Origin of the sequence: Pseudomonas sp. MYb193 (assembly GCF_002966775.1) — a bacterium.
In the GTDB taxonomy this organism is placed as follows: Bacteria; Pseudomonadota; Gammaproteobacteria; order Pseudomonadales; family Pseudomonadaceae; genus Aquipseudomonas; species Aquipseudomonas paracarnis.
Genome location: NZ_CP023269.1, coordinates 3,179,830 through 3,202,676 on the forward strand (window position 1 = coordinate 3,179,830; position 22,847 = coordinate 3,202,676).

Consider the following 22,847-nt stretch of genomic DNA (forward strand, 5'->3'; position numbering starts at 1 on the left):
CCCACAGTTGCCCTATATTGCCCACAGCATCAATGCCGTCACTTCACCTTGCTGCTCAAGGTTTCCACACTGCGCTTCACATCATCCAGGCTGCGCTTGAGGCCGTCGATCTCGCTTTTCTGCCGCTCTATCGTGCTCTTCTGCTCATCCACCGTACGCTTGAGACTCGACAGCTGACTGTCACTGCTACTGGCACTCGAACCGTCCTTGCGCTTGAACTCATCAAACGCACGCTCCTGGCCCTCCACTTTGCTTTTCAAGCTTTGCAGTTCGCTTTGACTCTGTTTTTGCCCAGCCTGCAGCGCCTCGACATCACCCACGGAAACACCCGACGGCTTCAACACATAGGCACCGCCCACATCCATCGAGCCGGCCGTCAACTTGTCTGAAGACGACGCACTAAATTCGCCCCACTGCACCGCACTCCCCGCCTGCGCCGAGCTGAACGCGCCAGTGCCCAACAACCCCGCTACACCTGCGGCCATGATCCAAGCCTGCTTACGGATACTGAGCATCAAACGACTCCCTGCGAAATGCCGAAATGGCATATCGCTATGACTGTCATTTATGGGGCTTGTTCCTGGGTTGCAAGCGTTCATCAGGACTTGGCACAAAGGCCATGTAGATCACTGATCTGCCACGTTTTTTTCTGCGCATCTTTATGCGGGAAAACCGACTGGGAGGTTGCGCTGAAGCGGCTGGATCTATATATTCCCAACCCTGTTACACCGCGCTACCGCCCGAATGGCGAAACTGGTAGACGCATGGGACTTAAAATCCCCCGCTCGTAAGGGCGTCCCGGTTCGATTCCGGGTTCGGGCACCATAGATATCAAGGGCTTGCCAGGGAAACCTGGGCAGGCCCTTATCTTTTCTGCTCCGCAACTCTCATCAGCGGCGTCCTGCCGACCGAATACAATCCGTTCGGCGCATGAAGCGCCACCCCACTACTGCCGCAATGTGGGGCGGCTGCACGGTTTCCCTAGTTGATTTCAGTGACGAAGTTTTCGCGAGACCGCCGTACTTTTTTCAGGTTTACCAGCCAGTCAGACTCTGCTGCCCGATACCCCAACGGCAGGAGCACCACACTGCGTAGATGCCTGGCCCCCAGTCCCAGAATCTCATCGACAGCCGAGGGATCGAAACCTTCCATGGGCGTTGCATCGACTTGCTCGGACGCTGCGGCGATTAAAGCCGAGCCCAGTCCAATATAGGCTTGGCGCGCAGCCGCTTGATAATTGGCCTCCTGCCCACGCTCGGCGACTATGCCGAGGAGCATTTGACGGTAATCTTCCCAGCCCTGGTTGACAGTGGCTCTTACAGTATTGGTCAGGTCGAACATCATGTTGACGCGCTCAGGCGTTATGTCATCCCAGGCGGCGAACACCAGTAAATGAGAGCAGTCGGTCACCTGGGACTGATTCCAGCTGACCGCCTTGATCTTTTCGCGAATGTGCGGATTAGTCACCACCAGCAATTCAAATGGCTGGAGGCCGCTCGACGTCGCCGTCAGTCGTACCGCTTCCAGAATTCGCTCCAGCTTTTCAGCCGGCACGGTCTTGGACGGGTCATAACTTTTCGTCGCATAACGCCAATTCAGTAACTCGGTTATTTTGCTCATTCTTCATATTCCACGTAGGTCAACGGTCTTTATCCAGCCCAATCCGAATACCTTCAGGATTGCGCTCCGGCTTATACTGCGGATTAAAGTCAACTTGAAGGTCAAGCAAAAAATGAAGATCGGCGAGATTTCGCGACGCACAGGCCTTGCTGCTTCAGCAATACGCTACTACGAGGAGCAAGGCCTGCTGGACGCTCCCACGCGTGACGTGAACAACTATCGCTATTACAGCGAAACCACCATTAAACGCTTGGAAGTCGTGATCCACGCGCAAAGGCTGGGGTTTTCTCTCGACACCATTCGTGGCCTCTTCCTTCATGACGGTAGCTGCTCCAAATCCCTCACTCTGGAACAGATCAATGTACGCCTTGAGGAGATACAGCACATCGAAGCCACGTTAAAAGTGCAGCGTGAGGAGTTGTTGATGCTGCAAAAAGTCCTCGAAGAAAGCCTTCGTACGGGCATCGCACCTGGATTGGATTGCCCAAGCAGCGTGGAGCGATTACGACCTGATCGAGCCGTAGTCATGCGAAGCAAACACATGATGGCTACCAGCAAGTAAAGAAAGCGCAATACTGCGAGATCTCGATCTCAACCAAATACAAACCTGATGCTGCCTCTCGCACTGACAGATTGCTATAAAGCGATAAGCAAGAAAAAACCCCACAGCTTCAACGATCCTGTGAGGTTTTATCACCAGCTTTACCGATCAGGCATCAAGCCACGCTGATCATCTCTGCACTCAACTGCGCCGCATTGAACCCCACCAAGGTGACACTGCTGTCCCCCGCCAGAATCACGCTGTCACTGCCGTGCTGGGTAGTCGCACCGAGCACAGCATCGGCGCTGGCAAACAGCGACTTGGCGAACACCAGCAGGTCTTTCCCATTCTGATGAATGTTGAAGTCACTGATCACGTCGTGACCGAACCCGCGCTGGTCGAAAACAAACAGGTCGCTGCCCACGCCACCGCTGAGTTGGTCATTACCCTGCCCGCCGATCAAGACGTCATTGCCGTTGGCGCCATACAGCGCGTCGTTACCGGTGCCGCCCAGCAGTGTGTCGTTGCCCTCACCGCCGTGCAGTAGGTCATTGCCGGCGCCACCGTCGAGCCGGTCATTGCCGTTCTGGCCGAATATCAGGTCGCGAGCGCCGGTGCCTTTGAGGGTGTCGGCCAGCTGGCGGCCTTCGATGGATTTGGCATACGCCTTATCGGCGCCGAACAGGCCTTCGAAGTCGAGTTTGCCACTGGTCACCGTATAGGCCGGCGTGAGGGCCTCGCCGATACCACCGAAGAGCCCGCCGAGCACGGGCACATGGCCGAGGCTGTTGGCCAGGCCGGTTTCGAACTCTACATGCTCTACGCCGTGCAATTCCTTCAGGCCATATTGGCCGCTGCTGTCGTTCAGAAACAACGTGCCATCGCTGAGTTTCACCGCTTCGTAGGAAGATGCGGTGCCTTTGAGGAAGACTTTATCGTTGCCTTCACCGCCGGCGACGATATCGGTACCGGTACTCACCCGGAAACTGTCGTCACCCTTGAACCCGTCGAGGAAGTCATCGCTGCGGCCGTCCTGCAGTTTGTCCGAACTGTCGGTGCCCAGCAGGAAGGCCGGTGTGCCGTAATGGTTGGAGGTGGCGGTCTGTTTGTCGCTGACCCAGGTAAAGCTGCGGCTGATGGCGTCGAGGTTACTGATGATGATGGTGCTGTCGCGCTCAATGTAATCGTAGAAGGTCGATTGGGCGATACGCTGGATAGGGTTGATGAAAATGCCTTCCAGGTGCGCGGCCCATCCTGACAGGTTGGCAATCGAGAACGGACCATTGGGCCAGGTTGGCAGCGCGTAGATTGTGTCGAACAGCACGATGTTGTCGGTGGTCGAAGTGTAACTGGCGTCACTGCCTTGAAGCGCGTCGATGATGGCGCTGCCCACGTTGGTCTCCTGCCCCGTGAGACGGTGGACCACATCGTTTTCAAATCCGAAGTTGAAGATTCCGTCGCTGTTGCTGGACTTGGGCGACTCCATGCCAAAGTAGTCCGAATCCTTGAAAAAACCGTCGGCCAAAGTGTCCTTGCCGATATACATGCTGTTGGTAACGGAGCCACCCTGGCTATAGCCGGTGACCAGAACATCCTTGCCGCTCAGGTTATGGCCGGTGGCGTAATCCTTGATTGAGTTGAGCAGGTAGTCGTAGCCGTTGATATAAGAGTTATCGATCATCGCCGGCCAACCCAGCAGATCAATTGGCGAGTTGGTGCCGGCAATGGAAAAACCCATTTTGACTAATTGGCCGCTGTCATCGTATTGACCAAACACCCTGGCCTGGGAGCCAAACACGCCGTCGCCGGTAAAACTTCCAGTGATGTCGGTGTGGCTGCTATCAACCTGCAGTTCGCTCGCGCCGATCTCACGCCAGCCCTTGGGCAGCGCGAAGGTGTTGCCCTCGCCCAGCACAAGCCCCGGTATGTTGTAGAGCGCGCCGACGGTCGCTACACCACTGGTGTAAGTGGCGAGGGTCCAGGCATCTGAAATCAGGACGCGGGCATCTTGCCCCTTGTAATCGAATATAGCCATGTCAGTACTCCTTGAGCCCAGCGATCAACACCGAAAGTCAACGGTAATACCTGATGCGTCGGGCTAAACAATATGCATTGAAGTTGTTGTTGTGCATTCTGTTCAGGCTGCTTCGTTGCTTAATATCGATGTTGACCATTAAGGAAGCTCGTCAACACTAGCCTAGAAGTGCCGCGTTAAAGTGACCGACTATCGGATGACAAGGGTATGTACTTGGGGATATAGACGACAAAAGCGCCATAAGCGCTGTTTGTCGAACAAGAGGTGAAGTTCTGTGTTGTTCGTGACTGGCGAGTCAAAGAAAATTAAACCCTTATAGCAAGTTGTGAACTGCAATAAGGGCTCAAGAAGTTCAGGTTTCTCTGAAACTCAGGAAGAATAAACCTCAGCACCTTGGCATACAGGCTGCTTGAACCTGGGTAATTGCTGCCGGGCCAGTTGCGCCTGCACGCCCGCGACGGCTTCAAGCACTCGTTGCGCCCAGTGCTCATCCTGCGGATCGACCACCACCACGCGAAAGCCGTGGTCGTTACCTTCAAGGCGCACACCCTCGGAATCATCCACGTGCAAATCAATGTCGAAGGCCGGCGGAAATTTCGAGGGGGTGTTCGACAGCCCATGCACCGTGAGGGCGTGATTATGCCGCACGCTGTTGACTACGCCATCGACACGAATGCCGTACAGCATCAGCCAGCGCCTGATGTAGGAAGGCGCCCTGCCCGATGAGGTGTAGACCCAGATACTGCAGCCCTGGCGCCGCAGCTCTCGCGTCAACGAACGGGTGCCAATACGCAGCGGTTCTCCCCACCAACGATGAACACAGGCCGGTAGCCAGCTGCTTTCGACATCAGCGTGGTGGAGCTGGCAAGCCAATGTGTCGTCGATATCAAAGGAGATGCGTACACGCGGGCGCTTGGCGGCACGCGTGAGAAGCGCCTGCTGGATAGCTTGCACGGCTCGGCTGGCGAGTGTTGGATACCGGCGCATTAATGGCCTCCCTGATAAATAGGCTGTGGTGCGTCGCTCAAGAAAAACGCCTTGGGATCCGGGGCCTGTTCCTCCAGGAAGGCGGCGTATTTTTTCTTGATCTTGGGCAATTCATACAACGCCTTGACCCCATGTTTGGCCGAGTTGCGGATTACCGAGGAAGGATTGAAGTAGCCCTCGGCATTTTCCAGCGTCAGCACGAACGGTGGCAACCCGGCCCGCATCAGCAGATAACTGACGATCAGCGAACCACTGCGGTTGTTGCCTTCGATGAACAACTGCGGCTTGCTGAGGATGCGCACATACACACCGGCCGCACGCTTCCACACCGATTCACTGCGATACGCGCAATACCAATTGAACAAGTCCTTGATACCGCCTTCAACGTTGTTGAAGAAGTGCTCTTCGGTGGCGGCCAGGTGCTGCGCGTATTCCACGCGGCGCGCCGGGTCGCTACCGCAGAGCACCGTGGCGTTGATCTCCAGCATCAGGTCCAGATGATGAAGGTCAAACAGGTCAACGCCCCGTGCGACATAGTCGTCAACCAGCGCATAGCCTTCAAGCACGTTGTGCAGCACTTCGTCGGTCAAGGGGTCGCGCGGCTCGGTAAATTGCGTGCTGAGCTGGGCAAAGCGGCTCTGCACTTTGCGGAGCGCGCGTTCAATCGCTGACAAGTCAAGACGATGCGTTGCAGACATGGGCGTTCCTGGGCTGACGGTGGCGCATGTGTGGTTTCTATCGAACATGGAGTTACTCAGCTGAACTTGCCGCTGATGTAATCCTCGGTCATCTGTTCACGCGGGCTGCCAAAAATCTGCGCGGTCGGGCCCATTTCCACCAGGTAGCCGGTACGCGTGCCCTGGGAAATATCCACCGAGAAAAACGCCGTGGTGTCCGCCACGCGGATCGCCTGCTGCATGTTGTGGGTGACCAGGGCGATGGTGTAATCCTTCTTTAGTTCCACCATCAGTTCCTCTACCCGGCGAGTCGCAATCGGGTCGAGTGCCGAGCAAGGCTCATCGAGCAACAGCACTTCCGGCTCGGTGGCAATCGCACGGGCAATACACAGCCGTTGCTGCTGGCCACCGGAAAGCGACAGGCCGCTGACCTTGAGCTTGTCCTTGACTTCATCCCACAGCGCAGCGCCTTGCAGGGCGTGCTTGACGCGGTCGCCCAGGTCGCCTTTGTAGCGGTTCAAGCGCAGGCCGAAGGCGACGTTGTCGAAGATGCTCATGGAGAACGGGTTCGGCTGCTGGAACACCATGCCGATGTAACGGCGCACTACCACCGGGTCTACACCCTTGCCGTACACGTCCTGCCCCAGGAAATGTACGTGGCCCTCGAAGCGAAAGCCCTTCACCAAGTCGTTCATGCGGTTGAGGCTACGCAGTACCGTACTTTTGCCGCAGCCGGACGGGCCGATAAAACCGGTGATCTTGTTTTTCTCGATCGGCACATGGCTGTCACGCACTGCCATGAAGTTGCCGTAGAAAATCCTGTCCAGCTTGCAGTCCATGACCACAGGCGATTGGGTAACAAACGGAGCGGCTATTTGCGCAGTTGAGACGTTCAAGATTCAGATGCTCCCGTTCTTAATACTTAGGCTTGCCGAAGATACGGCTCACAATATTCACGACCAGCACGATCATCACCAACACCAACGAGGCCGCCCAGGCGAGCTCCAGCTGGTTGTCGAAGGGCATGCCGGAAAAGTTGTAGATCAACACTGCAAGGGAGGCCGTGGGGTTCATCACCGCCAGGTCGCCGTCGTGGTAGATCCAGTAGTTGCTGAACAGCGCGGTAAACAACAACGGCGCGGTTTCGCCTGCGGCACGTGCCACAGCAAGCATTACGCCAGTGAGGATCGCTGGGAGGCCGGTCGGCAAGATGATCTTCCAGATCACCTGCGAGCGGGTGCAGCCCATGCCATAGGCCGCGTCCTTCATGATCTTGGGCACCATGCGCATCGACTCTTCAGCCGTCAGCACCACGATGGGCAGCATCAGTACCGCCAGGGCCACGCCGCCTGCCGGTGCCGAGTAGGTGCCGGTGGTCATCACCACCAAGGCATAGGCAAACACCCCGGCCAGGATCGAAGGCAACCCAGTGAGCATTTTGGCGGCAAAGCGTGCAGCGTTGGCCAATTTGCTGTCCGGCCCCAGTTCGGCCAGGAAGATCGCGGCCATGATGCCGACCGGCACCGCAATCGCCGCAGCGATACCGACCATCACAAAGGTGCCGGCCATGGCGTTGCCGAAACCGCCGCCCGTCTCGAAGCCGGTGGGCGGCAGTTCGGTGAACACTTCCAGGCTCAGGCGTGCGCCGCCACGGGTGATCAGCATGTAGAGCACAGAAATCAGCGGCACGCTGGCCAACAGCGCACCCAGCCATACCAATGTGGTCAACACCAGACTGCGCAAGGCGCGGCCTTCGAACTTACGCTGCAGGCTCGGCACAGCGGTGATAGGGGATGTGAGATTCGTCATCATCGGTTACCCCGTTGGGCGTAGAGCATGATCATGGAACCGATGACATTCACCAGCAGCGTGATGAACATCAAGACGAGAGCGGCGTACATCAATACCTCCACCTCGTTGGGCCCGGCTTCGGGGAAGTTCAGCGCCAACAAGGCTGCCAAGGTATTGGCCGGCGCGAACAGCGAGAGTGAAATGTTGTTGGCGTTGCCCACCAGCATCGCCAGCGCCATGGTTTCGCCCAGCGCACGGCCGAGGCCGAGTACCAGGGAGCCGAAAATACCGGTGGCGGCGGATGGCACCATCACCTTGAGAATCGCCTCCCAATGGGTGGTGCCCATGCCGTAGGCGGCCTGCTTGGTCTTCATCGGCACGCTGGTGAGCGCGTCCTGGGATACGGCGGCAATCGTCGGCAGAATCATGATGGCCAACACCAGCGCCGCAGGCAGCAACCCCGGCCCGCTCAGGGACGTGCCGAAAAACGGTATCCAACCCAGTTCGCTGTTCAACCAGGTGGTCAGTGGCCGAATGGCCGGGATCACCACGTAGATGCCCCACAGGCCGTACACCACGCTGGGGATGGCCGCGAGCAGCTCAACGATGGTGCGAAACACAGCGGCCAGCTTGGCCGGCAGAAAATCCTGAGTCAGGAAAATCGCCATGCTGACACCGAAAAAGCCTGCAATCAGCAGCGCGATAAAAGCGCTGTAGAGCGTGCCCCAAATGGCCGGCAAGATCCCGTACTTGCCCTGATTAACGTCCCAGACGCTGCCAAAAAGCACATCGAACCCGTGCTTTTCCATGCCCGGCAAGGCCTTGCGTCCCACCTCGAATACCAAGGCTGCGACCAACGCCAGAATCAGTACCACCCCGATTCGCGCGAGCCCACGGAAGGTGCGATCGACCAGAAAGTCTTTGGCCGAGGGAGGTTGGCAGGCAGAATCCCGGTTAACCGGTACGACGAAAGGTTTGTTCATTGGCTAATTCCGGAACAGGGGGGAAACGCCCCCGGCGCGGCAAACAGCCCACACCGAGAGCGGCCTCACGGGTGTTACTGAATGTTGGCGGAGGCTTTGCGTACCTGCTCCACCACCGATGGCGGCAGCGGGATGTACCCCATCGAGTCGGCGATTTTCTGCCCCTCGGTCAGGCTGTACTCAACCATTTCGCGCATGGCCTTGGCCTTGGCAGGGTTGCCGTTGTCCTTGCGGAAGATCATCCAGGTGTACGAGGTGATCGGGTAAGACTTGGCACCGTCCGGGTCCGGCAACCAGGCCACCAGGCTTTCCGGCATCTTCACTGCGGCCAGGGCCTCGGCGCCGCTTTCGGCGTTCGGCACCACGTACTGGCCGGCCTTGTTCTGCAACTGGGCGAAGTCAACCTTGGCCAGTTTGGCAAAACCGTACTCGATGTAGCCAATCGCGCCTGGGGTCTGGCGTACGGTGGCGGTCACACCATCGTTTTTGGGCGACTTGATGAATTTGTCGCTGGCCGGCCAGTTGACGGTGTTGCCCTCCCCCAGTGCCGTTTTGAATTCAGGGTTGATGGTGGCCAGGTGCTTGGTGAATACCGCCGTGGTGCCGCTGGAGTCTGCACGTACCACAACGGTGATCGGCGTGTCGGTGAGTTTCAGGTCCGGGTTGGCGGCGACGATCTGTGGGTCGTTCCACTTGGTGATCTTGCCCAGGAAGATATTGGAGTAAACATCGCGTGGCAGCTTGAGGCCCTTGGGATTGCCCGGCAGGTTATAGGCCAGCACGATTTCACCTGCAGTCATTGGCAGCAACTGCACGCCTTCGGCAACCTTGGCGATGTCTTCGTCTTTCATGGCCGAGTCACTGGCGGCGAAGTCGACGGTTTTATTCAGGAAGTCCTGCACACCTGCGCCGCTGCCCTTGGACTGGTAATCCACGGTGACGCCAGCGGTCTTCTTGCTGAAATCCTTGAACCAGGTGAGGTAGATCGGTGCAGGGAAGCTGGCGCCGGAGCCGGTGAGGCGCACGTTTTCGGCGGCGAAGGTCAAGGAGGAGGCACACAGGGATACCGTGACGGCGAGTGCTGCGGACTTCATCAAGCTTTTCATTAAAAGGAACTCGTTGTGGTGACGGGCTCCCGAACTGTGAAGCAGGGTTGTTACATTTTTATGAAAATTGAATGGCGAGAGGGTGTTTTGTCCCGCTTTGCCGCCACAGCGTTGTATTTTTAGGGCATTGGTTAGTAACAAATTACGACTAAAGTGCTGTCATCCCTCTAGCGGTACTGACCTTGCTTCCGCGACGGTCGACGCCGATCCAACTGTGGGAGCTGGCTTGCCTGCGATGACGGTCTGCCAGCAGACACCTACTTACCTGACACCCACAGCTGGATCGCGCGGTGTCAGATAAATAGGTGCCAGGCGCAATGACGCCATCGCAGGCAAGCCAGCTCCCACATTTGGACCTAGGGGTGTCAGTGAAATAGGCGCTGTACCGTCCCCCTCAGGGCTAGCGGCAGCCTCGCGTCAGGCTTACTTGCCTTCAGTCAACGCGTTGTAGCTGGTGAACAGGTTGCGGTAGTCCGGAATGTGGTTGGAGAACAACGTCCCCAAGCCCTCGATATCGTTGCGCCAGTCGCGGTGCAGCTCACAAGCCAGGCCAAACCAGGTCATCAGTTGCGCGCCGTTGGCCGACATGCGGGCCCAGGCCGATTGCTGGGTCAGTTCGTTGAAGGTGCCAGAGGCGTCGGTGACCACAAACACTTCAAAGCCTTCGGCCAGGGCCGACAGCGCCGGGAACGCCACGCACACTTCGGTCACGACGCCGGCAATGATCAATTGCTTCTTGCCGGTGGCCTTGATGGCCTTGACGAAGTCTTCGTTGTCCCAGGCATTGATCTGGCCCGGGCGCGCAATGTACGGCGCATCCGGGAACAGTGCCTTGAGTTCGGGCACCAGCGGGCCGTTGGGGCCGGTTTCGAAACTGGTGGTGAGGATGGTCGGCAGCTTGAAGTACTTGGCCAGGTCAGCCAGGGCCAGCACGTTGTTTTTGAATTTGTCCGGGTCGATGTCGCGGACCAATGACAGTAAGCCGGCCTGGTGGTCGACCAACAGTACCGCGGCGTTGTCTTTGTCCAAACGAACGTAAGGTGTAGACATCTTCATACTCCTGATAGATAGACGCGGCGCCCAACATGGGCGAACCGCAAAAGGCCCCAGCGTATTTACATGCGCTGTGAGTCTAGTACTTCGTGGTTGTTTGCCACTTCCTGAGCCTTGATGTAGCTCTCGATGAGAAGCTGATAGTGCGGCATGGCCTGGGTGTAGACGTTGGACCACCCAAAAAACAGTGGAGCCACCTTAATCATCGTGTTCAGGGTTAGGTAGTGGCTGAAACGGGCCGCTCCATCTCAAAAATGGAACAATGCAACCGCACGCCCCTGGGCATGGTGATGCGCAAGACCGAACCGCGCTCGGTCATTGCAGAGAAGTGTTTTGCCGAGGCCAGGCAGTTGTTTGCACCCAATACCCAGGCTTAGCCGGCCTGCGCTTACAACGCGCATCGGCATAGGGGGCGGCCTTCACAGGCCGCTCCCCTGCCACACCACCCGGCATGCGGGTCCGCACCGGGCGGTTCGAGAGATTGAGGTTATGAGAGACGTACTAATCCCAGCCTGTCGAACCACGCAATAGTAAGCACGCGATTCAGCTCCAGACGACTGTTATGCCACCAGCGGCAGGTGTTTCCTGCCACCTTCTGCGCCACTTGGTTACTCGCGCCAAGTGCTCGCAACTCGCGATACGTCGTCGTTCCGCGCTTCCATTGTTTGAGCTGGATAGCTCGCAATCGGTGTCGCATCCATTCGTCCAGCTCACGCCAGACGGCTGGGGTTTGCGACAACCCGAAGTAAGCTTTCCAGCCCAAAATGTAAGGGCGCAGCTCATCGACGATTTGCTGCAAGCTACGACCACACGAGCGTCGGGTGTACCAGCGTATTCGCTGCTTGAACTGCTTCTGCGCTTCATAAGAGGCAGCACGCTTAGCTTCGTCGCGGAATGACCACAACTCATAGCCCAAATACTTGCGACCAAACGCGCTCGTCACCACACTCTTACTCGCGTTGACGCTCAAGTGCAGCTTTTCATACAGACGCTTCAGCAAATCCATCACCCGTTGCCCCGCCTTCTGACTACGAACATAAACGTTCGCATCGTCGGCATAGCGCACGAAGCAATGACTTCGACGTTCAAGCTCCCGATCCACTTCGTCCAGTAGCACATTCGCCAGCAACGGCGACAGCGGGCCGCCTTGCGGCACCCCGCAGCGACTTTTCTCGACCACGCCATTGATCAGCGTTCCCGCATCCAGATACGCACGAATCAGCCGGATAACCGCCCGATCCGCGATCCGTTTGCGTAAACGATCCATCAAAATATCGTGGTCGACCCGGTCGAAGAATTTCTCCAGATCAACATCCACCACCACTTTACGCCCTGAAGAAACATAGCGCTGAGCCGCTAAAACGGCGCCCTGCGCACAGCGTCCAGGACGGAAGCCGTAGCTGTGTTCACTGAAAGTCGGATCGAGTAATGGCTGCAAGACTTGCAGCAACGCTTGTTGGATCAAGCGGTCGGTGACCGTTGGGATACCCAGCTCGCGTTGACCGCCGTCGGGTTTGGGAATGGTTACACGCCGTACCGGACTGGGCCGGTAGACACCTGATAGAAGCTGTTCACGAATCGCCGCCCATTGGGTCAGCAGGTACTCGGCCGTCTGATCAATATCCAGACCGTCGACCCCCGCCGCACCTTTGTTGGCCTTGACCCGTTTCCACGCCCGCTTCAGGCTTTCTCTCGCAAAGGCCCGCTCCAGCAGCCCTTGCCCTGCGTTGTCGGTTTCATTTTGCGGGCGATTGACCTCGTCGCTGACGGAGCTTCTCACGGCTTCACCGTTCGCAGTCTCCATCAGCCCCGCGTTTGGCAGGCATCTGACTTCCGGTCTTTCGCATCAACATGGCCTATAACGCTTTCTCTCGTTCGGCCCTTCGTCAAAAAAAAAAAGACTACTACGGCCTCTGCTGACTTCTCGCTCCGGCTTGCACCGTCGCCCTTTCAGGCATGAGGCGAGATCTCCCCAGGTAAGAACGCAATCCTTCACCACACAACCGCCGGATTTACACAGCCTGATCCTTGACCACAAGAGCTTCGCGGTTTTGTGCCCGCTCGCCCTGATCGGCTTTGCCTTATATCCGGTTCTTGTACATCGGCTCATGGCTTCGATTCACGCTTCCTCCCCACACTCGGTCGCCCTCATGCAGTTGCGCTTCACTTCGTTCGCTGTGGTCAGCTCACGGCGGGACTCTCACCCACAAGATTGCGCCCATGCTGGGCGCACACAAAAAAGGCGCTCCGCAGAGCGCCTTTTTACCGCCGATTGTTTTACTGCAAGCTGACCTGACGCAGCTCGGGTTTGGCCTCACCACCAATCATGATGCGTTTTGGCTTGGCCTCTTCAGGCACTTCACGCAGCAGGTCGATGTTGAGCAAACCGTTGGTCAGGGATGCGCCACGTACTTCGATATGGTCGGCCAAGCGGAACGACAACCGGAACGCACGTTGGGCAATGCCCTGGTGCAGGTAAGCGACCTTATCGTCGGTTTCGCGTTTTCCGCCGGAAACCGTCAATACACCCCTCTCGACCTGGATATCCAGATCCTCCTCGGTCAGGCCAGCGACGGCGATCACGATGCGGTACGCGTCGTCACCGTGCTTTTCCACGTTGTGAGGTGGATAGGAGTTCGGAGCCTCGCTGCGCAGCGCCGACTCGAACAGGTCATTGAAGCGATCAAAGCCCACCGATTGACGGAACAGTGGGGCCAACGACAGGGTAGTAGCCATTTTAAAATCTCCTGAGTTTCTCCAAGTGATTTAGTACGCGACCCGGATTCGGCATCGCGTGATCAAAAATTTATGGACGCGCAAAAGGAATTCAAGAGGGCCGAAAAAAATTTTCTTGTGCAAGGGGCGATCACCCAAGCCCAAGTGTTATGGCGTGTGCTCTAATCAAATTGCCAGGCGTGCTTTACCCCGTGAGCGCCTGAGACAGCCCTTGAGGTACATAAAAATGAAAATGACATTCCCGGCCCTGGCATTGGGCATCCTGATCTCCCAGGGGGCCCTGGCCGCTGGAGATGGTACGGCGGCGCTGGGAGGCGGTGTCGGCGGTGTATTGGGCAACGTGGTCGGCCAGCAGCTCGGTGGCTCGACAGGTGCGGCCATCGGCGCCGGCGTGGGGGGCGCAGCCGGGAGTGCAGTGGGTGCGCAGAAGGGCAACAAGACCGAAGCGGCGATTGGCGGCGGTTTGGGCTCGGCAGGCGGTTCGCTGATTGGCAATCGCCTGGGCGGCACCACCGGCTCGACCATCGGCGCCGGCGTGGGTGGCGCAGCCGGTGGCGCGCTGGGTAACAACCTGGCCGATGACGAGAGCGGTCATCGTTCGGGTGGCGGCAAGCACAAAGGCAACAAGCATAAGCACAAGAACAAGCACCACTGATCGCGTGGCACGGCGCTGTCAGCCAACAAACACTAACCTGTGGCGAGGGAGCTTGCTCCCGTTGGGGCGCGAAGCCGCCCCGCTCTTTTGTTCAAAGAGGCTGGGACTGCTACGCAGTCCAACGGGAGCAAGCTCCCTCGCCACAGTTACCGTTTCGTCGCCTTTACATCGGCGTGCTGCTCACCACCCGCAACGCCAGCCCTTCATAGGCGTCCAGCGTGATCGTGAACGCGCCCTCCTCGGTCAAATCGCCTTCCACCCGCTCATTGATGATATCCACCACCGGGCCCGGTGCGATGTTGGGCAGGTGCAGGGTTTCAGTGATCGGCGTGGCCCCAAAGTTCAGCGCGGTGATTTGCGTGCCCTTACCCGCCGGTAGTTCGTGAACCATGATCAGCAAGCCTGGGTGCTCGACGTCCGGCACCAGGATCTGGCGGCTGGCGGCGATGTCGTAGGCGCGGCGCACGGCGAGGATTTTTTGCAGTTGGGAGGCGAATGACTCCGGGTCCTGCAGTTGGCTGTTCAGGCTGCCATACAGGCTTTTGGAGCGCGGCATCTGCCCGGCCGACAGCTCGGCCTCGGGGTTCAGGTCTACCAGATCATAGGCGCCACGGTGGATCCAGCGAGTGTCGCCATCGGCCATCAGGTGCGCCACTTCTTCGGCCGCCAACGGCAGCGCGCCCACCAGGTCCCAGCCGGACAAGGCAAACACCCCAGGTTGCATGGCGTTGTACATCACCAGCAGCAAGTGGATCTGGCGAATCTGCTGGATATCCGCCGGGGTGATCGCCTCCAGGTCACGAATACCCAGGGCTGCGGTGATGATGCTGGCGGTGGTGCAGGACACGCCGTTGGTGACGAACTTGAGGTTGTACGGCGCATGCTCACCGGTCAGGCGTTCGTACATCTGTTCGCGGATATGCTCGCGCAGGATGTTGCCGGGGAAGGTCTGGCCCTGGAACAGGAAGCTGTCATGGGCGTGCAGCGTCCAGAAGTGCACCAGCTCCAGGGTCAGTTCATCGTGGTTCTGTAGCGCGTGAATCAGCGAGCCGGGGTCGATGCCGAGGCTGTGCATCTGACGCAGCATCAGACGCAGGAACTCGGTGTCGCCCATCAGCAATGCATGCTGGTAGGCCGGCCGGGTGATGAAGTCATAAGACAGGTCAGCGCCACCGTGGGACATCGACGCGATGTCGTCCACGGTGAGGTTGAGCTCCTGGAAACTGAAACCGCCCGCCTTGCGAATGGCGCCGCCGAGCAACTGATTGCCGGTGATCGACAGCGGATGGCTTTCGGACCAGGCCGTGCCATCGAGCTTGCGCTCCACGCCGAGAAAGCCGTTGGCGTCCAGGCGCAGGATTTTCGCGCCCATCACATCAATGGCGTGCAGCGCATCACCGATGATCATCTGCTGCGCAGCAAACGAAGGGTCGAGCCAGTTGAGCGAGGGCTGGCCTTCCTTGAAGTAATGCAGGTACACCCAGCGCCGCGGCTTGCCATCCACGCCGAGCACCACCGGGGTGGCGCTCCAGTCGGTTTCTTTGACGCCGGGCTCGAAGAAAATCACCCGCTGCAATTGGCCGACGATGTAGTGCTTGTCGCGCAGTGCGTCTACCTGGGAGGGGCTAAGGTTGTGTGCATCGCGTCCGGCAGTCACGTCGGGCAGCAACGGCCAGTCTTCCTCGCGTATTTCGACCATGTGGTACAGGCCGGGATAGTCCTCATAGGCCATTTCTGCGAGGCGAAAGTCCGCGCCCTTGCCGGTGTGCGACGGGATTACATCGTCGATGATCACCGCATTGTGCGCGGCAGCCATGCGCGTCAAGGCCTGCAATTGTGCCTCGGTGCCCAGTTGCGGGTCGATGTCGAAGCTGATGCGGTCGAAATTGCCGTCGATGGTCGGGGTGTGCTCGGTGCCAGACAAGCCACCGGACTTCTTCAACGGCCCATTGTGAATGCCCTGGATGCCGATCTTGGACAGGGTATGCCACAGGGTTTCGTCCCCCAGCGCCTCCAGCACGGTGCCGCCTTCGCGGGTGACAATCGAGGCGGGATAGGCCGTGAACCACACCGACGACAAGGCTGAAGCGTCACGCGGCCGGGTCTGTGCATAGGGCTGCTGCCACAGGCGGCCTTGCCCCGAATAGAGCTTGGCCCGCTGCCGCGCTGCGTGGAGCATGGAGTGTTGCACCAGCCAGTTCACATGATCGTTGTTCGCCGCGGTCATAAGCTCGGTACCTGTCGTGGTGAAAAGGGTCGGTGTAAGCATATGAGGGGCGTGGGCGGCATTCGTTGCATCGACTTGGCTTCATCCAAATGTGGGAGGGGGCTTGCCCCCGATGGCGGTGGATCAGATAAAAATATCCTGACTGACACACTGCTATCGGGGGCAAGCCCCCTCCCACATTAGATTTTCATCTGGCCTGCCGCCTTGCGTCGCTTGCCGGTACTGCCTCGGGGTGAACCCGGTTGAAGATTTGAACTGCCGGGTAAACGCGCTGTGATCGGTGTACCCGCATTGCAGCGCCACCTCGGTAATCGGCAGTTCGGTATGCAACAACCGCCGGGCGTGTTCCAGCCGGACTTTCTGGATCATTTGCCGAGGCGTGAGGTGAAACACGCGCTTGCAGTAGCGCTCCAGTTGCGCCACGGAAATCCCGGCGATGCGGGTCAATTCCCCCAGGGTGACACGGCGGTTGAAGTGGCTGCGGATGTGTTCGTCCACCGCCGCCAGACGCTGATAGGCCGGGTGGGTTTCACTGGCTGATTGCAGGTCTACCGAGATCCCGGCCAGGCCGATGATCGCACCGAGCTGGTTGTACAGCGGCCACTTGTGGGTCAGGCACCAGCCCGGTTCGCGGGTGCCGTAGAGGTGCAGTTCGAGTTGATCCTCCAGTACCAGGCCTTGCTTCAGCACGCGCCGGTCCTGTTCGGTATAGCCGGGGCCCAATTGTGCGGGAAACACTTCGGCGCTGGTCTTGCCCAGCAGCGGTTGCAGTTGTTTGAGGCCGCAGCGTTGCACCAGGGTGCGGTTGGCGAGCACGTAGCGAGCGTCGATGTCCTTGATGAAAATCGCAGCATTGGGCAGTACATCAAGCATCGGCAGCAACTGCTCTACCCCGCTTAATAGCTGCTCGATGCTGTGGGGTCGGCTGCCCTGGAAAAGGCTCGCGAACGCGCTTTGCAACATGACTTTCTCAGCCCCTTTATTCGTCGACAGCCAGCAGATTGAGGCATGGGGCGAGCGCTGTCGAGCACGGCAAATTGTGCTGAATTCGTCATCCATCCCTGCGCAAAACATCAATCGTCAGCCTGCCTGATGGGTTCAGGATAGCGCCACTGCATGCCTATCCAATAACTCACAAGAAGGCGCCGCTATGTCAGGCCAAGGCAAGTTCAAGAAACAGCTGTCACTGATGGACCTCACCTTTATCGGGTTGGGAGCCATCTTCGGTTCGGGTTGGTTGTTCGCCGCCAGTCACGTGTCTGCCATCGCAGGCCCGGCGGGGATTTTTTCCTGGCTGCTGGGCGGTTTCGCCGTGCTGTTGCTCGGCATCGTCTACTGCGAACTGGGCGCCGCCCTGCCCCGCGCTGGCGGCGTGGTGCGCTACCCGGTGTACTCCCATGGCCCGCTGCTGGGCTACCTGATGGGCTTTATCACGCTGATCGCGTTTTCTAGCCTGGTGGCGATTGAAGTGGTCGCCTCGCGCCAATATGCGGCAGCCTGGTTTCCCCAGTTGACCAAGGCCGGCTCCAGCGACCCCACCACCTTGGGCTGGCTGGTGCAATTTGCCTTGCTGTGCCTGTTCTTTGTGCTCAATTACCGCAGCGTGAAGACCTTTGCCATCGCCAATAACCTGGTGAGCGTATTCAAGTTCATCGTGCCGTTGCTGGTGATCGGCGTGCTGTTCACCTTCTTTAAGCCGGAGAACTTCCAGGTACATGGCTTTGCACCGTTCGGCTTGTCGGGCATCGAGATGGCCGTGTCGGCAGGCGGGGTGATCTTTGCCTACCTGGGCCTGACGCCGATCATTTCGGTGGCCAGCGAAGTGAAAAACCCACAGCGCACCATCCCCATCGCCTTGATCCTCTCGGTACTGTTGTCTACGGCCATCTATGTGCTGCTGCAAACCGCGTTCCTCGGCGGCGTGCCTACCGAAATGCTCGCCAATGGCTGGGCCGGCATCAGCAAGGAACTGGCCCTGCCCTATCGCGACATCGCCCTGGCGCTGGGCGTGGGCTGGCTGGCCTACCTGGTGGTGGCCGATGCAGTGATCTCCCCCAGCGGCTGCGGCAACATCTACATGAACGCCACCCCGCGCGTGGTGTATGGCTGGGCGCAGACCGGCACCTTTTTCAAGATCTTCACGCGCATCGATGAAAAGTCCGGCATCCCGCGCCCGGCGCTGTGGCTGACCTTTGGCCTGTCGGTGTTCTGGACCTTGCCGTTCCCGTCCTGGGAAGCGCTGATCAACGTGGTGTCCGCCGCCCTGATCCTCAGTTATGCCGTGGCCCCGGTGACGGTCGCCGCCCTGCGCCGCAATGCACCCGACATGGCGCGCCCGTTTCGGGTCAAGGGCATGGCGGTGCTGGGCCCGCTGTCATTCATCATCGCTGCGTTGATCGTGTACTGGTCGGGCTGGAGCACCGTGTCCTGGCTGCTGGGCCTGCAAATTCTGATGTTTGTGGTGTACCTGCTGTGCGCGCGATGGGTGCCGACCGCGCACCTGAACCTCAAGCAACAAGTACGCTCCTCGGCCTGGCTGATCGGCTTCTACGCCGTGACCATCCTGCTCTCCAAACTCGGCAGCTTTGGCGGTATCGGGGTGATCAGCCACCCGTTTGACACCTTGGTGGTGGCGGCCTGCGCCCTGGGCATTTACTACTGGGGCGCCGCCACCGGCGTACCCGCCCACTGGGTACGCCTGGAGCAGGAAGAGGACGAAAGCGAGGCCGTCAGCGATGCGCACTACAGCGCCCCACTGTCCCCGACTACCCACTGATGGAGCGCCTTATGAAACGGCTGCACGTGATTGACTCACACACCGGCGGTGAACCTACACGCCTGGTCATGAGCGGTTTCCCCGCGCTGGTTGGCGACACGATCGCCGACCAACTGGAGCACCTGCGCACCCACCACGATCAATGGCGCCGCGCCTGCCTGCTGGAGCCACGGGGCAACGATGTGCTGGTGGGCGCGCTGTACTGCGCGCCAGTCACGCCGGGGGCAACCTGCGGGGTGATTTTCTTCAACAACGCCGGCTACCTCGGCATGTGCGGCCACGGCACCATCGGCCTGGTTGCCTCGCTGCACCACCTGGGGCTGATCCAACCGGGCGTGCATAGCCTTGACACGCCGGTCGGCCCGGTCGCGGCCACCTTGCACGAGGACGGCAGCGTGACCCTGCGCAATGTGCCCGCTTACCGCTACCGCAAGCAGGTGCCGGTTGAAGTGCCTGGGCACGGCGTGGTGCTGGGCGACATCGCCTGGGGCGGCAACTGGTTCTTCCTGGTGTCGGACCACGGCCATGAGTTGCAGATGGATAACGTGGAGGCCCTGACCGACTACACCTGGGCCATGCTCAAAGCCCTCGAAGCCCAAGGCATCCGTGGCGCAGACGGTGCGCTGATCGACCATATCGAACTGTTCGCCGACGACGCCCACGCCGACAGCCGCAACTTCGTAATGTGCCCCGGCAAAGCCTATGACCGCTCCCCCTGCGGCACCGGCACCAGCGCCAAGCTCGCCTGCCTGGCCGCCGACGCAAAACTGGCGGCAGGAGCACCCTGGGTACAAGCCAGCATCACCGGCAGCCAGTTCCTGGGCCGCTATGAATGGGACGGCGAACGCGTACGCCCATTCATCACCGGCCGCGCCTACATGACCGCCGACAGCACCTTGCTGATCGACGAACAAGACCCGTTTGCCTGGGGCATCTGAGCCCATTATTCATTCCACTGAAACCGGAGTTAGCACCATGAGCGACAACATCTTCACCGGCTGCATGCCCGCCCTGATGACCCCTTGCACCGCCGAGCGCCAACCGGACTTCGACGCACTGGTCGCCAAGGGGCGCGAGCTGATCGACATCGGCATGAGTGCCGTGGTGTATTGCGGTTCCATGGGCGACTGGCCGCTGCTCACCGAGGCCCAGCGCCAGGAAGGCGTGGCGCGCTTGGTGGCTGCGGGTGTGCCAACCATCGTCGGTACGGGGGCGGTGAACAGCCGTGAAGCCGTATCCCACGCAGCCCATGCCGCCAACGTCGGCGCCCATGGTTTGATGGTGATTCCCCGCGTGCTGTCCCGAGGTGCTTCGGTCACTGCGCAAAAGGCCCACTTTGCAGCAATCCTCAACGCCGCCCCCAACCTGCCGGCGGTGATCTACAACAGCCCCTACTACGGTTTCGCCACCCGCGCTGATTTGTTCTTCGAACTGCGCCGCGAGCACCCGAACCTGATCGGCTTCAAGGAGTTCGGCGGCGCCGCCGACCTGCGCTACGCCGCCGAAAATATCACCTCCCAGGATGATGATGTGACCCTGATGGTCGGCGTCGACACCCAGGTGGTACACGGCTTCGTCAACTGCAACGCCACCGGCGCCATTACCGGCATCGGCAATGCACTGCCGCGCGAGGTGCTGCAACTGGTGGCCCTGAGCAAAAAAGCCGCCAAGGGCGATGCCAAGGCGCGTCGCCAGGCCCGTGAGCTGGAAGCTGCGCTGGCGGTGTTATCGTCGTTCGACGAGGGTTGCGATCTGGTGCTGTATTACAAGCATTTGATGGTGCTCAACGGCGACCAGGGTTACGCCCTGCACTTCAACGAAACCGACGGGCTCAGCGCTGCCCAGCGCCGGTATGCCGAGCAGCAGTACGCGCTGTTCCGCCAGTGGTATGCCAACTGGTCGGCCGAACAGAACGTCGCTTGATTTTGTGTAGGAGCGAGCTTGCTGTGGCGAGGGAGCTTGCTCCCGCTGACTGCGCAGCAGTCTCCGGCTTTTATTGGGGGCGCTTCGCACCCCAGCGCAAGCAAGCTTGCTCGCCACAAAAGCTCGCGCCTACAACACCTCTTTTGTTTTCCAGGATGTCCCCATGACTCTGACAGGCAAGATGCTGATCGGTCAGCAATCCGTTTGCGGCCATCGCGATGCGATCCGGGCCATCAACCCCGCTACCAACACCCCACTGGAACCCGCCTACGCTGGCGGGGATGAGCAGCACGTCGACCAGGCCTGCGCACTGGCGTGGGCCGCGTTCGACGCTTACCGCGAAACCACCTTGGCAGATCGCGCCACGTTGCTTGAAACCATCGCCACCCACATCGAAGCCCTGGGCGATGAGTTGATCGAACGCGCCTGCGCCGAAACCGGCTTGCCTCGCGCACGCATTGAGGGTGAACGCGGCCGTACCTGCGGGCAACTGCGCGCTTTTGCCCGCACCGTGCGCCTGGGCGAATGGCTCGACGTGCGCGTCGATACCGCACAACCCCAGCGCCAACCCCTGCCCCGTGCCGACCTGCGCCAGCGCCATATCGCCCTGGGCCCGGTAGCCGTGTTCGGTGCCAGCAACTTCCCCCTGGCCTTCTCCGTGGCGGGCGGCGATACCGCATCGGCCCTTGCCGCCGGTTGCCCGGTGATCGTCAAGGCGCATAACGCGCACCCCGGCACCAGCGAACTGGTGGGCCGCGCCGTCGCCCAGGCGGTGAAAGATTGTGGCTTGCCGGAGGGTGTGTTTTCACTGCTCTATGGTGCGGGTAACGAGATGGGTATCGCATTGGTGCGCCACCCGCGCATCAAGGCTGTGGGCTTCACGGGGTCACGCAGTGGCGGTATTGCCCTGTGCCAAGCGGCGCAGGCACGCCCGGAGCCGATCCCGGTGTATGCGGAAATGAGCTCGATCAACCCGGTGTACCTGTTTCCTGCTGCGCTTGAAGCTCGGAGCGAAGCCTTGACCGAAGGGTTCGTCGCGTCGCTGACCCAAGGCGCCGGCCAGTTCTGTACCAACCCTGGCCTGATGATTGCCCTGCAAGGCGCCGCTCTGGACCGTTTTATTCAGTCTGCCAGTGAGCGGCTCTCACGTTGCCCGTCCCAGACCATGCTCACACCGGGCATCTTCAGCGCTTACGAAACCGGCCTGAAGACCCTGGCCCAGCACGCTCACATCGCTGCCAAGGGCTTGCCAGCGACCGGGCCGAACCAGGGCCAGGCCCATCTGTTCGTGACCCAGGCCGAGGCGTTCCTGGACAATGAACACCTGCAAGCCGAAGTATTCGGCGCCGCCTCGCTGGTGGTGCAGTGTCGTGATGTCGAGCAAATGCGCCAGGTGTCCGAGCACCTGGAAGGTCAACTCACCGCCACCCTGCACATGGATGACCACGACCTGCCACAGGCGCGGGCATTGCTGCCGGTGCTGGAGCGCAAGGCTGGGCGCCTGCTGGTGAACGGCTGGCCGACCGGCGTAGAAGTGTGCGACGCCATGGTGCATGGCGGGCCCTTCCCAGCGACTTCGGATGCGCGCAGCACATCGGTGGGCACGGCGGCAATTCTGCGGTTCCTGCGCCCGGTGTGTTACCAGGACTTCCCGGACGCGTTGCAGCCCACCGCCCTGCATCACGACAACCCGCTGCAGCTGCGGCGCCTGCTCGACGGCCAGCGAGAAGCATAATC

Annotated in this window: 20 protein-coding genes, 1 tRNA gene and 2 pseudogenes; 8 read left to right on the forward strand and 15 right to left on the reverse strand. The window is 59.7% G+C overall.

What is annotated here, in order from left to right:
- Nucleotides 1-38: 38 nt before the first annotated feature.
- Nucleotides 39-515, reverse strand: a complete 477-nt coding sequence (locus tag CLM72_RS14475) for a hypothetical protein (RefSeq protein ID WP_105226917.1) — start codon at nucleotides 513-515, stop codon at nucleotides 39-41.
- A gap of 223 nt (nucleotides 516-738) precedes the next feature.
- Between CLM72_RS14475 and CLM72_RS14480 the strand changes: the two genes are divergently transcribed.
- Nucleotides 739-825: transfer RNA gene (locus CLM72_RS14480), tRNA-Leu, on the forward strand.
- 156 nt (nucleotides 826-981) lie between these two features.
- Here the strand turns inward: CLM72_RS14480 and CLM72_RS14485 are convergent.
- Nucleotides 982-1,620, reverse strand: coding sequence for an NAD(P)H-dependent oxidoreductase (locus CLM72_RS14485; protein ID WP_034127517.1), 639 nt, complete (start codon nucleotides 1,618-1,620; stop codon nucleotides 982-984).
- A 94-nt stretch (nucleotides 1,621-1,714) separates the two neighbouring features.
- Here CLM72_RS14485 and CLM72_RS14490 point away from each other — a divergent pair, with 94 nt between their 5' ends.
- On the forward strand, nucleotides 1,715-2,182 hold the full coding sequence (locus CLM72_RS14490; RefSeq protein ID WP_236265808.1) for a MerR family transcriptional regulator: 468 nt from the start codon (nucleotides 1,715-1,717) through the stop codon (nucleotides 2,180-2,182).
- 154 nt (nucleotides 2,183-2,336) lie between these two features.
- Here CLM72_RS14490 and CLM72_RS14495 read toward each other — a convergent pair whose 3' ends face one another.
- The 9 genes and pseudogenes from CLM72_RS14495 to CLM72_RS14535 all read right to left on the reverse strand — a co-directional run.
- Nucleotides 2,337-4,196, reverse strand: coding sequence for a calcium-binding protein (locus CLM72_RS14495; protein ID WP_105226918.1), 1,860 nt, complete (start codon nucleotides 4,194-4,196; stop codon nucleotides 2,337-2,339).
- 369 nt (nucleotides 4,197-4,565) lie between these two features.
- On the reverse strand, nucleotides 4,566-5,183 hold the full coding sequence (locus tag CLM72_RS14500) for a hypothetical protein (protein WP_105226919.1): 618 nt from the start codon (nucleotides 5,181-5,183) through the stop codon (nucleotides 4,566-4,568).
- A complete protein-coding gene (locus CLM72_RS14505) occupies nucleotides 5,183-5,881 on the reverse strand; it encodes a hypothetical protein (RefSeq protein WP_034127520.1) in 699 nt (232 codons plus the stop codon). Before CLM72_RS14505 ends, CLM72_RS14500 begins: the two co-directional genes overlap by 1 nt.
- A gap of 56 nt (nucleotides 5,882-5,937) precedes the next feature.
- Nucleotides 5,938-6,699 (reverse strand): phosphate ABC transporter ATP-binding protein PstB, encoded by a 762-nt coding sequence (gene pstB, locus CLM72_RS14510; protein ID WP_019817112.1) that lies wholly within the window; start codon nucleotides 6,697-6,699, stop codon nucleotides 5,938-5,940.
- Between the two features lie 76 nt (nucleotides 6,700-6,775).
- Nucleotides 6,776-7,669, reverse strand: coding sequence for a phosphate ABC transporter permease PstA (gene pstA / locus CLM72_RS14515; protein ID WP_003191515.1), 894 nt, complete (start codon nucleotides 7,667-7,669; stop codon nucleotides 6,776-6,778).
- Nucleotides 7,669-8,634, reverse strand: coding sequence for a phosphate ABC transporter permease subunit PstC (gene pstC, locus CLM72_RS14520; protein WP_003191517.1), 966 nt, complete (start codon nucleotides 8,632-8,634; stop codon nucleotides 7,669-7,671). The genes pstA and pstC overlap by 1 nt, the downstream gene beginning before the upstream one ends.
- A gap of 74 nt (nucleotides 8,635-8,708) precedes the next feature.
- A complete protein-coding gene (gene pstS / locus CLM72_RS14525; protein ID WP_054919120.1) occupies nucleotides 8,709-9,740 on the reverse strand; it encodes a phosphate ABC transporter substrate-binding protein PstS in 1,032 nt (343 codons plus the stop codon).
- 423 nt (nucleotides 9,741-10,163) lie between these two features.
- Nucleotides 10,164-10,790 carry an isochorismate family cysteine hydrolase YcaC gene (gene ycaC / locus CLM72_RS14530; RefSeq protein ID WP_003191542.1) on the reverse strand — a complete coding sequence of 209 codons (627 nt, stop codon included), beginning with the start codon at nucleotides 10,788-10,790 and terminating at the stop codon, nucleotides 10,164-10,166.
- A gap of 65 nt (nucleotides 10,791-10,855) precedes the next feature.
- Nucleotides 10,856-10,948, reverse strand: a pseudogene (locus CLM72_RS14535) (hydrolase); the annotation flags it as partial.
- 120 nt (nucleotides 10,949-11,068) lie between these two features.
- Between CLM72_RS14535 and CLM72_RS29290 the strand changes: the two are divergent.
- A pseudogene (locus CLM72_RS29290) lies at nucleotides 11,069-11,170 on the forward strand (LysR family transcriptional regulator); the annotation flags it as partial.
- 110 nt (nucleotides 11,171-11,280) lie between these two features.
- On the opposite strand, the gene ltrA reads toward CLM72_RS29290, so the two are convergent.
- A complete protein-coding gene (gene ltrA, locus CLM72_RS14545) occupies nucleotides 11,281-12,597 on the reverse strand; it encodes a group II intron reverse transcriptase/maturase (RefSeq protein ID WP_218275501.1) in 1,317 nt (438 codons plus the stop codon).
- Nucleotides 12,598-13,070: 473 nt separating this feature from the next.
- On the reverse strand, nucleotides 13,071-13,529 hold the full coding sequence (locus CLM72_RS14555; protein WP_003191546.1) for an Hsp20 family protein: 459 nt from the start codon (nucleotides 13,527-13,529) through the stop codon (nucleotides 13,071-13,073).
- Nucleotides 13,530-13,755: 226 nt separating this feature from the next.
- On the opposite strand from CLM72_RS14555, the gene CLM72_RS14560 reads away from it, so the two are divergent.
- Nucleotides 13,756-14,184, forward strand: coding sequence for a glycine zipper domain-containing protein (locus CLM72_RS14560; RefSeq protein WP_034127523.1), 429 nt, complete (start codon nucleotides 13,756-13,758; stop codon nucleotides 14,182-14,184).
- 163 nt (nucleotides 14,185-14,347) lie between these two features.
- Here CLM72_RS14560 and treS read toward each other — a convergent pair whose 3' ends face one another.
- Both treS and CLM72_RS14570 read right to left on the reverse strand, forming a co-directional pair.
- On the reverse strand, nucleotides 14,348-16,411 hold the full coding sequence (gene treS, locus CLM72_RS14565) for a maltose alpha-D-glucosyltransferase (protein ID WP_105226920.1): 2,064 nt from the start codon (nucleotides 16,409-16,411) through the stop codon (nucleotides 14,348-14,350).
- Between the two features lie 153 nt (nucleotides 16,412-16,564).
- On the reverse strand, nucleotides 16,565-17,374 hold the full coding sequence (locus CLM72_RS14570; RefSeq protein WP_034127525.1) for an AraC family transcriptional regulator: 810 nt from the start codon (nucleotides 17,372-17,374) through the stop codon (nucleotides 16,565-16,567).
- 187 nt (nucleotides 17,375-17,561) lie between these two features.
- Here CLM72_RS14570 and CLM72_RS14575 point away from each other — a divergent pair, with 187 nt between their 5' ends.
- The 4 genes from CLM72_RS14575 (at nucleotide 17,562) to CLM72_RS14590 (ending at nucleotide 22,845) form a co-directional block, all read left to right on the forward strand.
- Nucleotides 17,562-19,187 (forward strand): APC family permease, encoded by a 1,626-nt coding sequence (locus CLM72_RS14575; protein WP_105226921.1) that lies wholly within the window; start codon nucleotides 17,562-17,564, stop codon nucleotides 19,185-19,187.
- 11 nt (nucleotides 19,188-19,198) lie between these two features.
- A complete protein-coding gene (locus CLM72_RS14580; protein WP_105226922.1) occupies nucleotides 19,199-20,125 on the forward strand; it encodes a 4-hydroxyproline epimerase in 927 nt (308 codons plus the stop codon).
- Between the two features lie 37 nt (nucleotides 20,126-20,162).
- Nucleotides 20,163-21,110 carry a dihydrodipicolinate synthase family protein gene (locus CLM72_RS14585; RefSeq protein ID WP_105226923.1) on the forward strand — a complete coding sequence of 316 codons (948 nt, stop codon included), beginning with the start codon at nucleotides 20,163-20,165 and terminating at the stop codon, nucleotides 21,108-21,110.
- Between the two features lie 163 nt (nucleotides 21,111-21,273).
- Entirely contained in the window at nucleotides 21,274-22,845 is a 1,572-nt protein-coding gene (locus tag CLM72_RS14590; protein ID WP_105226924.1) for an aldehyde dehydrogenase (NADP(+)), read from the forward strand.
- Nucleotides 22,846-22,847 lie beyond the last annotated feature (2 nt).

What these genes read in the sequence shown, in the direction of transcription:
- CLM72_RS14475 (WP_105226917.1), bottom strand. Translation starts at nt 515, where the DNA reads ATGCTCAGTATCCGTAAGCAGGCTTGGATCATGGCCGCAGGTGTAGCG.
- CLM72_RS14485 (WP_034127517.1), bottom strand. Translation starts at nt 1,620, where the DNA reads ATGAGCAAAATAACCGAGTTACTGAATTGGCGTTATGCGACGAAAAGT.
- CLM72_RS14495 (WP_105226918.1), bottom strand. Translation starts at nt 4,196, where the DNA reads ATGGCTATATTCGATTACAAGGGGCAAGATGCCCGCGTCCTGATTTCA.
- CLM72_RS14500 (WP_105226919.1), bottom strand. Translation starts at nt 5,183, where the DNA reads ATGCGCCGGTATCCAACACTCGCCAGCCGAGCCGTGCAAGCTATCCAG.
- CLM72_RS14505 (WP_034127520.1), bottom strand. Translation starts at nt 5,881, where the DNA reads ATGTCTGCAACGCATCGTCTTGACTTGTCAGCGATTGAACGCGCGCTC.
- pstB (WP_019817112.1), bottom strand. Translation starts at nt 6,699, where the DNA reads ATGGACTGCAAGCTGGACAGGATTTTCTACGGCAACTTCATGGCAGTG.
- pstA (WP_003191515.1), bottom strand. Translation starts at nt 7,669, where the DNA reads ATGACGAATCTCACATCCCCTATCACCGCTGTGCCGAGCCTGCAGCGT.
- pstC (WP_003191517.1), bottom strand. Translation starts at nt 8,634, where the DNA reads ATGAACAAACCTTTCGTCGTACCGGTTAACCGGGATTCTGCCTGCCAA.
- pstS (WP_054919120.1), bottom strand. Translation starts at nt 9,740, where the DNA reads ATGAAAAGCTTGATGAAGTCCGCAGCACTCGCCGTCACGGTATCCCTG.
- ycaC (WP_003191542.1), bottom strand. Translation starts at nt 10,790, where the DNA reads ATGTCTACACCTTACGTTCGTTTGGACAAAGACAACGCCGCGGTACTG.
- ltrA (WP_218275501.1), bottom strand. Translation starts at nt 12,597, where the DNA reads ATGGAGACTGCGAACGGTGAAGCCGTGAGAAGCTCCGTCAGCGACGAG.
- CLM72_RS14555 (WP_003191546.1), bottom strand. Translation starts at nt 13,529, where the DNA reads ATGGCTACTACCCTGTCGTTGGCCCCACTGTTCCGTCAATCGGTGGGC.
- CLM72_RS14560 (WP_034127523.1), top strand. Translation starts at nt 13,756, where the DNA reads ATGAAAATGACATTCCCGGCCCTGGCATTGGGCATCCTGATCTCCCAG.
- treS (WP_105226920.1), bottom strand. Translation starts at nt 16,411, where the DNA reads ATGACCGCGGCGAACAACGATCATGTGAACTGGCTGGTGCAACACTCC.
- CLM72_RS14570 (WP_034127525.1), bottom strand. Translation starts at nt 17,374, where the DNA reads ATGTTGCAAAGCGCGTTCGCGAGCCTTTTCCAGGGCAGCCGACCCCAC.
- CLM72_RS14575 (WP_105226921.1), top strand. Translation starts at nt 17,562, where the DNA reads ATGTCAGGCCAAGGCAAGTTCAAGAAACAGCTGTCACTGATGGACCTC.
- CLM72_RS14580 (WP_105226922.1), top strand. Translation starts at nt 19,199, where the DNA reads ATGAAACGGCTGCACGTGATTGACTCACACACCGGCGGTGAACCTACA.
- CLM72_RS14585 (WP_105226923.1), top strand. Translation starts at nt 20,163, where the DNA reads ATGAGCGACAACATCTTCACCGGCTGCATGCCCGCCCTGATGACCCCT.
- CLM72_RS14590 (WP_105226924.1), top strand. Translation starts at nt 21,274, where the DNA reads ATGACTCTGACAGGCAAGATGCTGATCGGTCAGCAATCCGTTTGCGGC.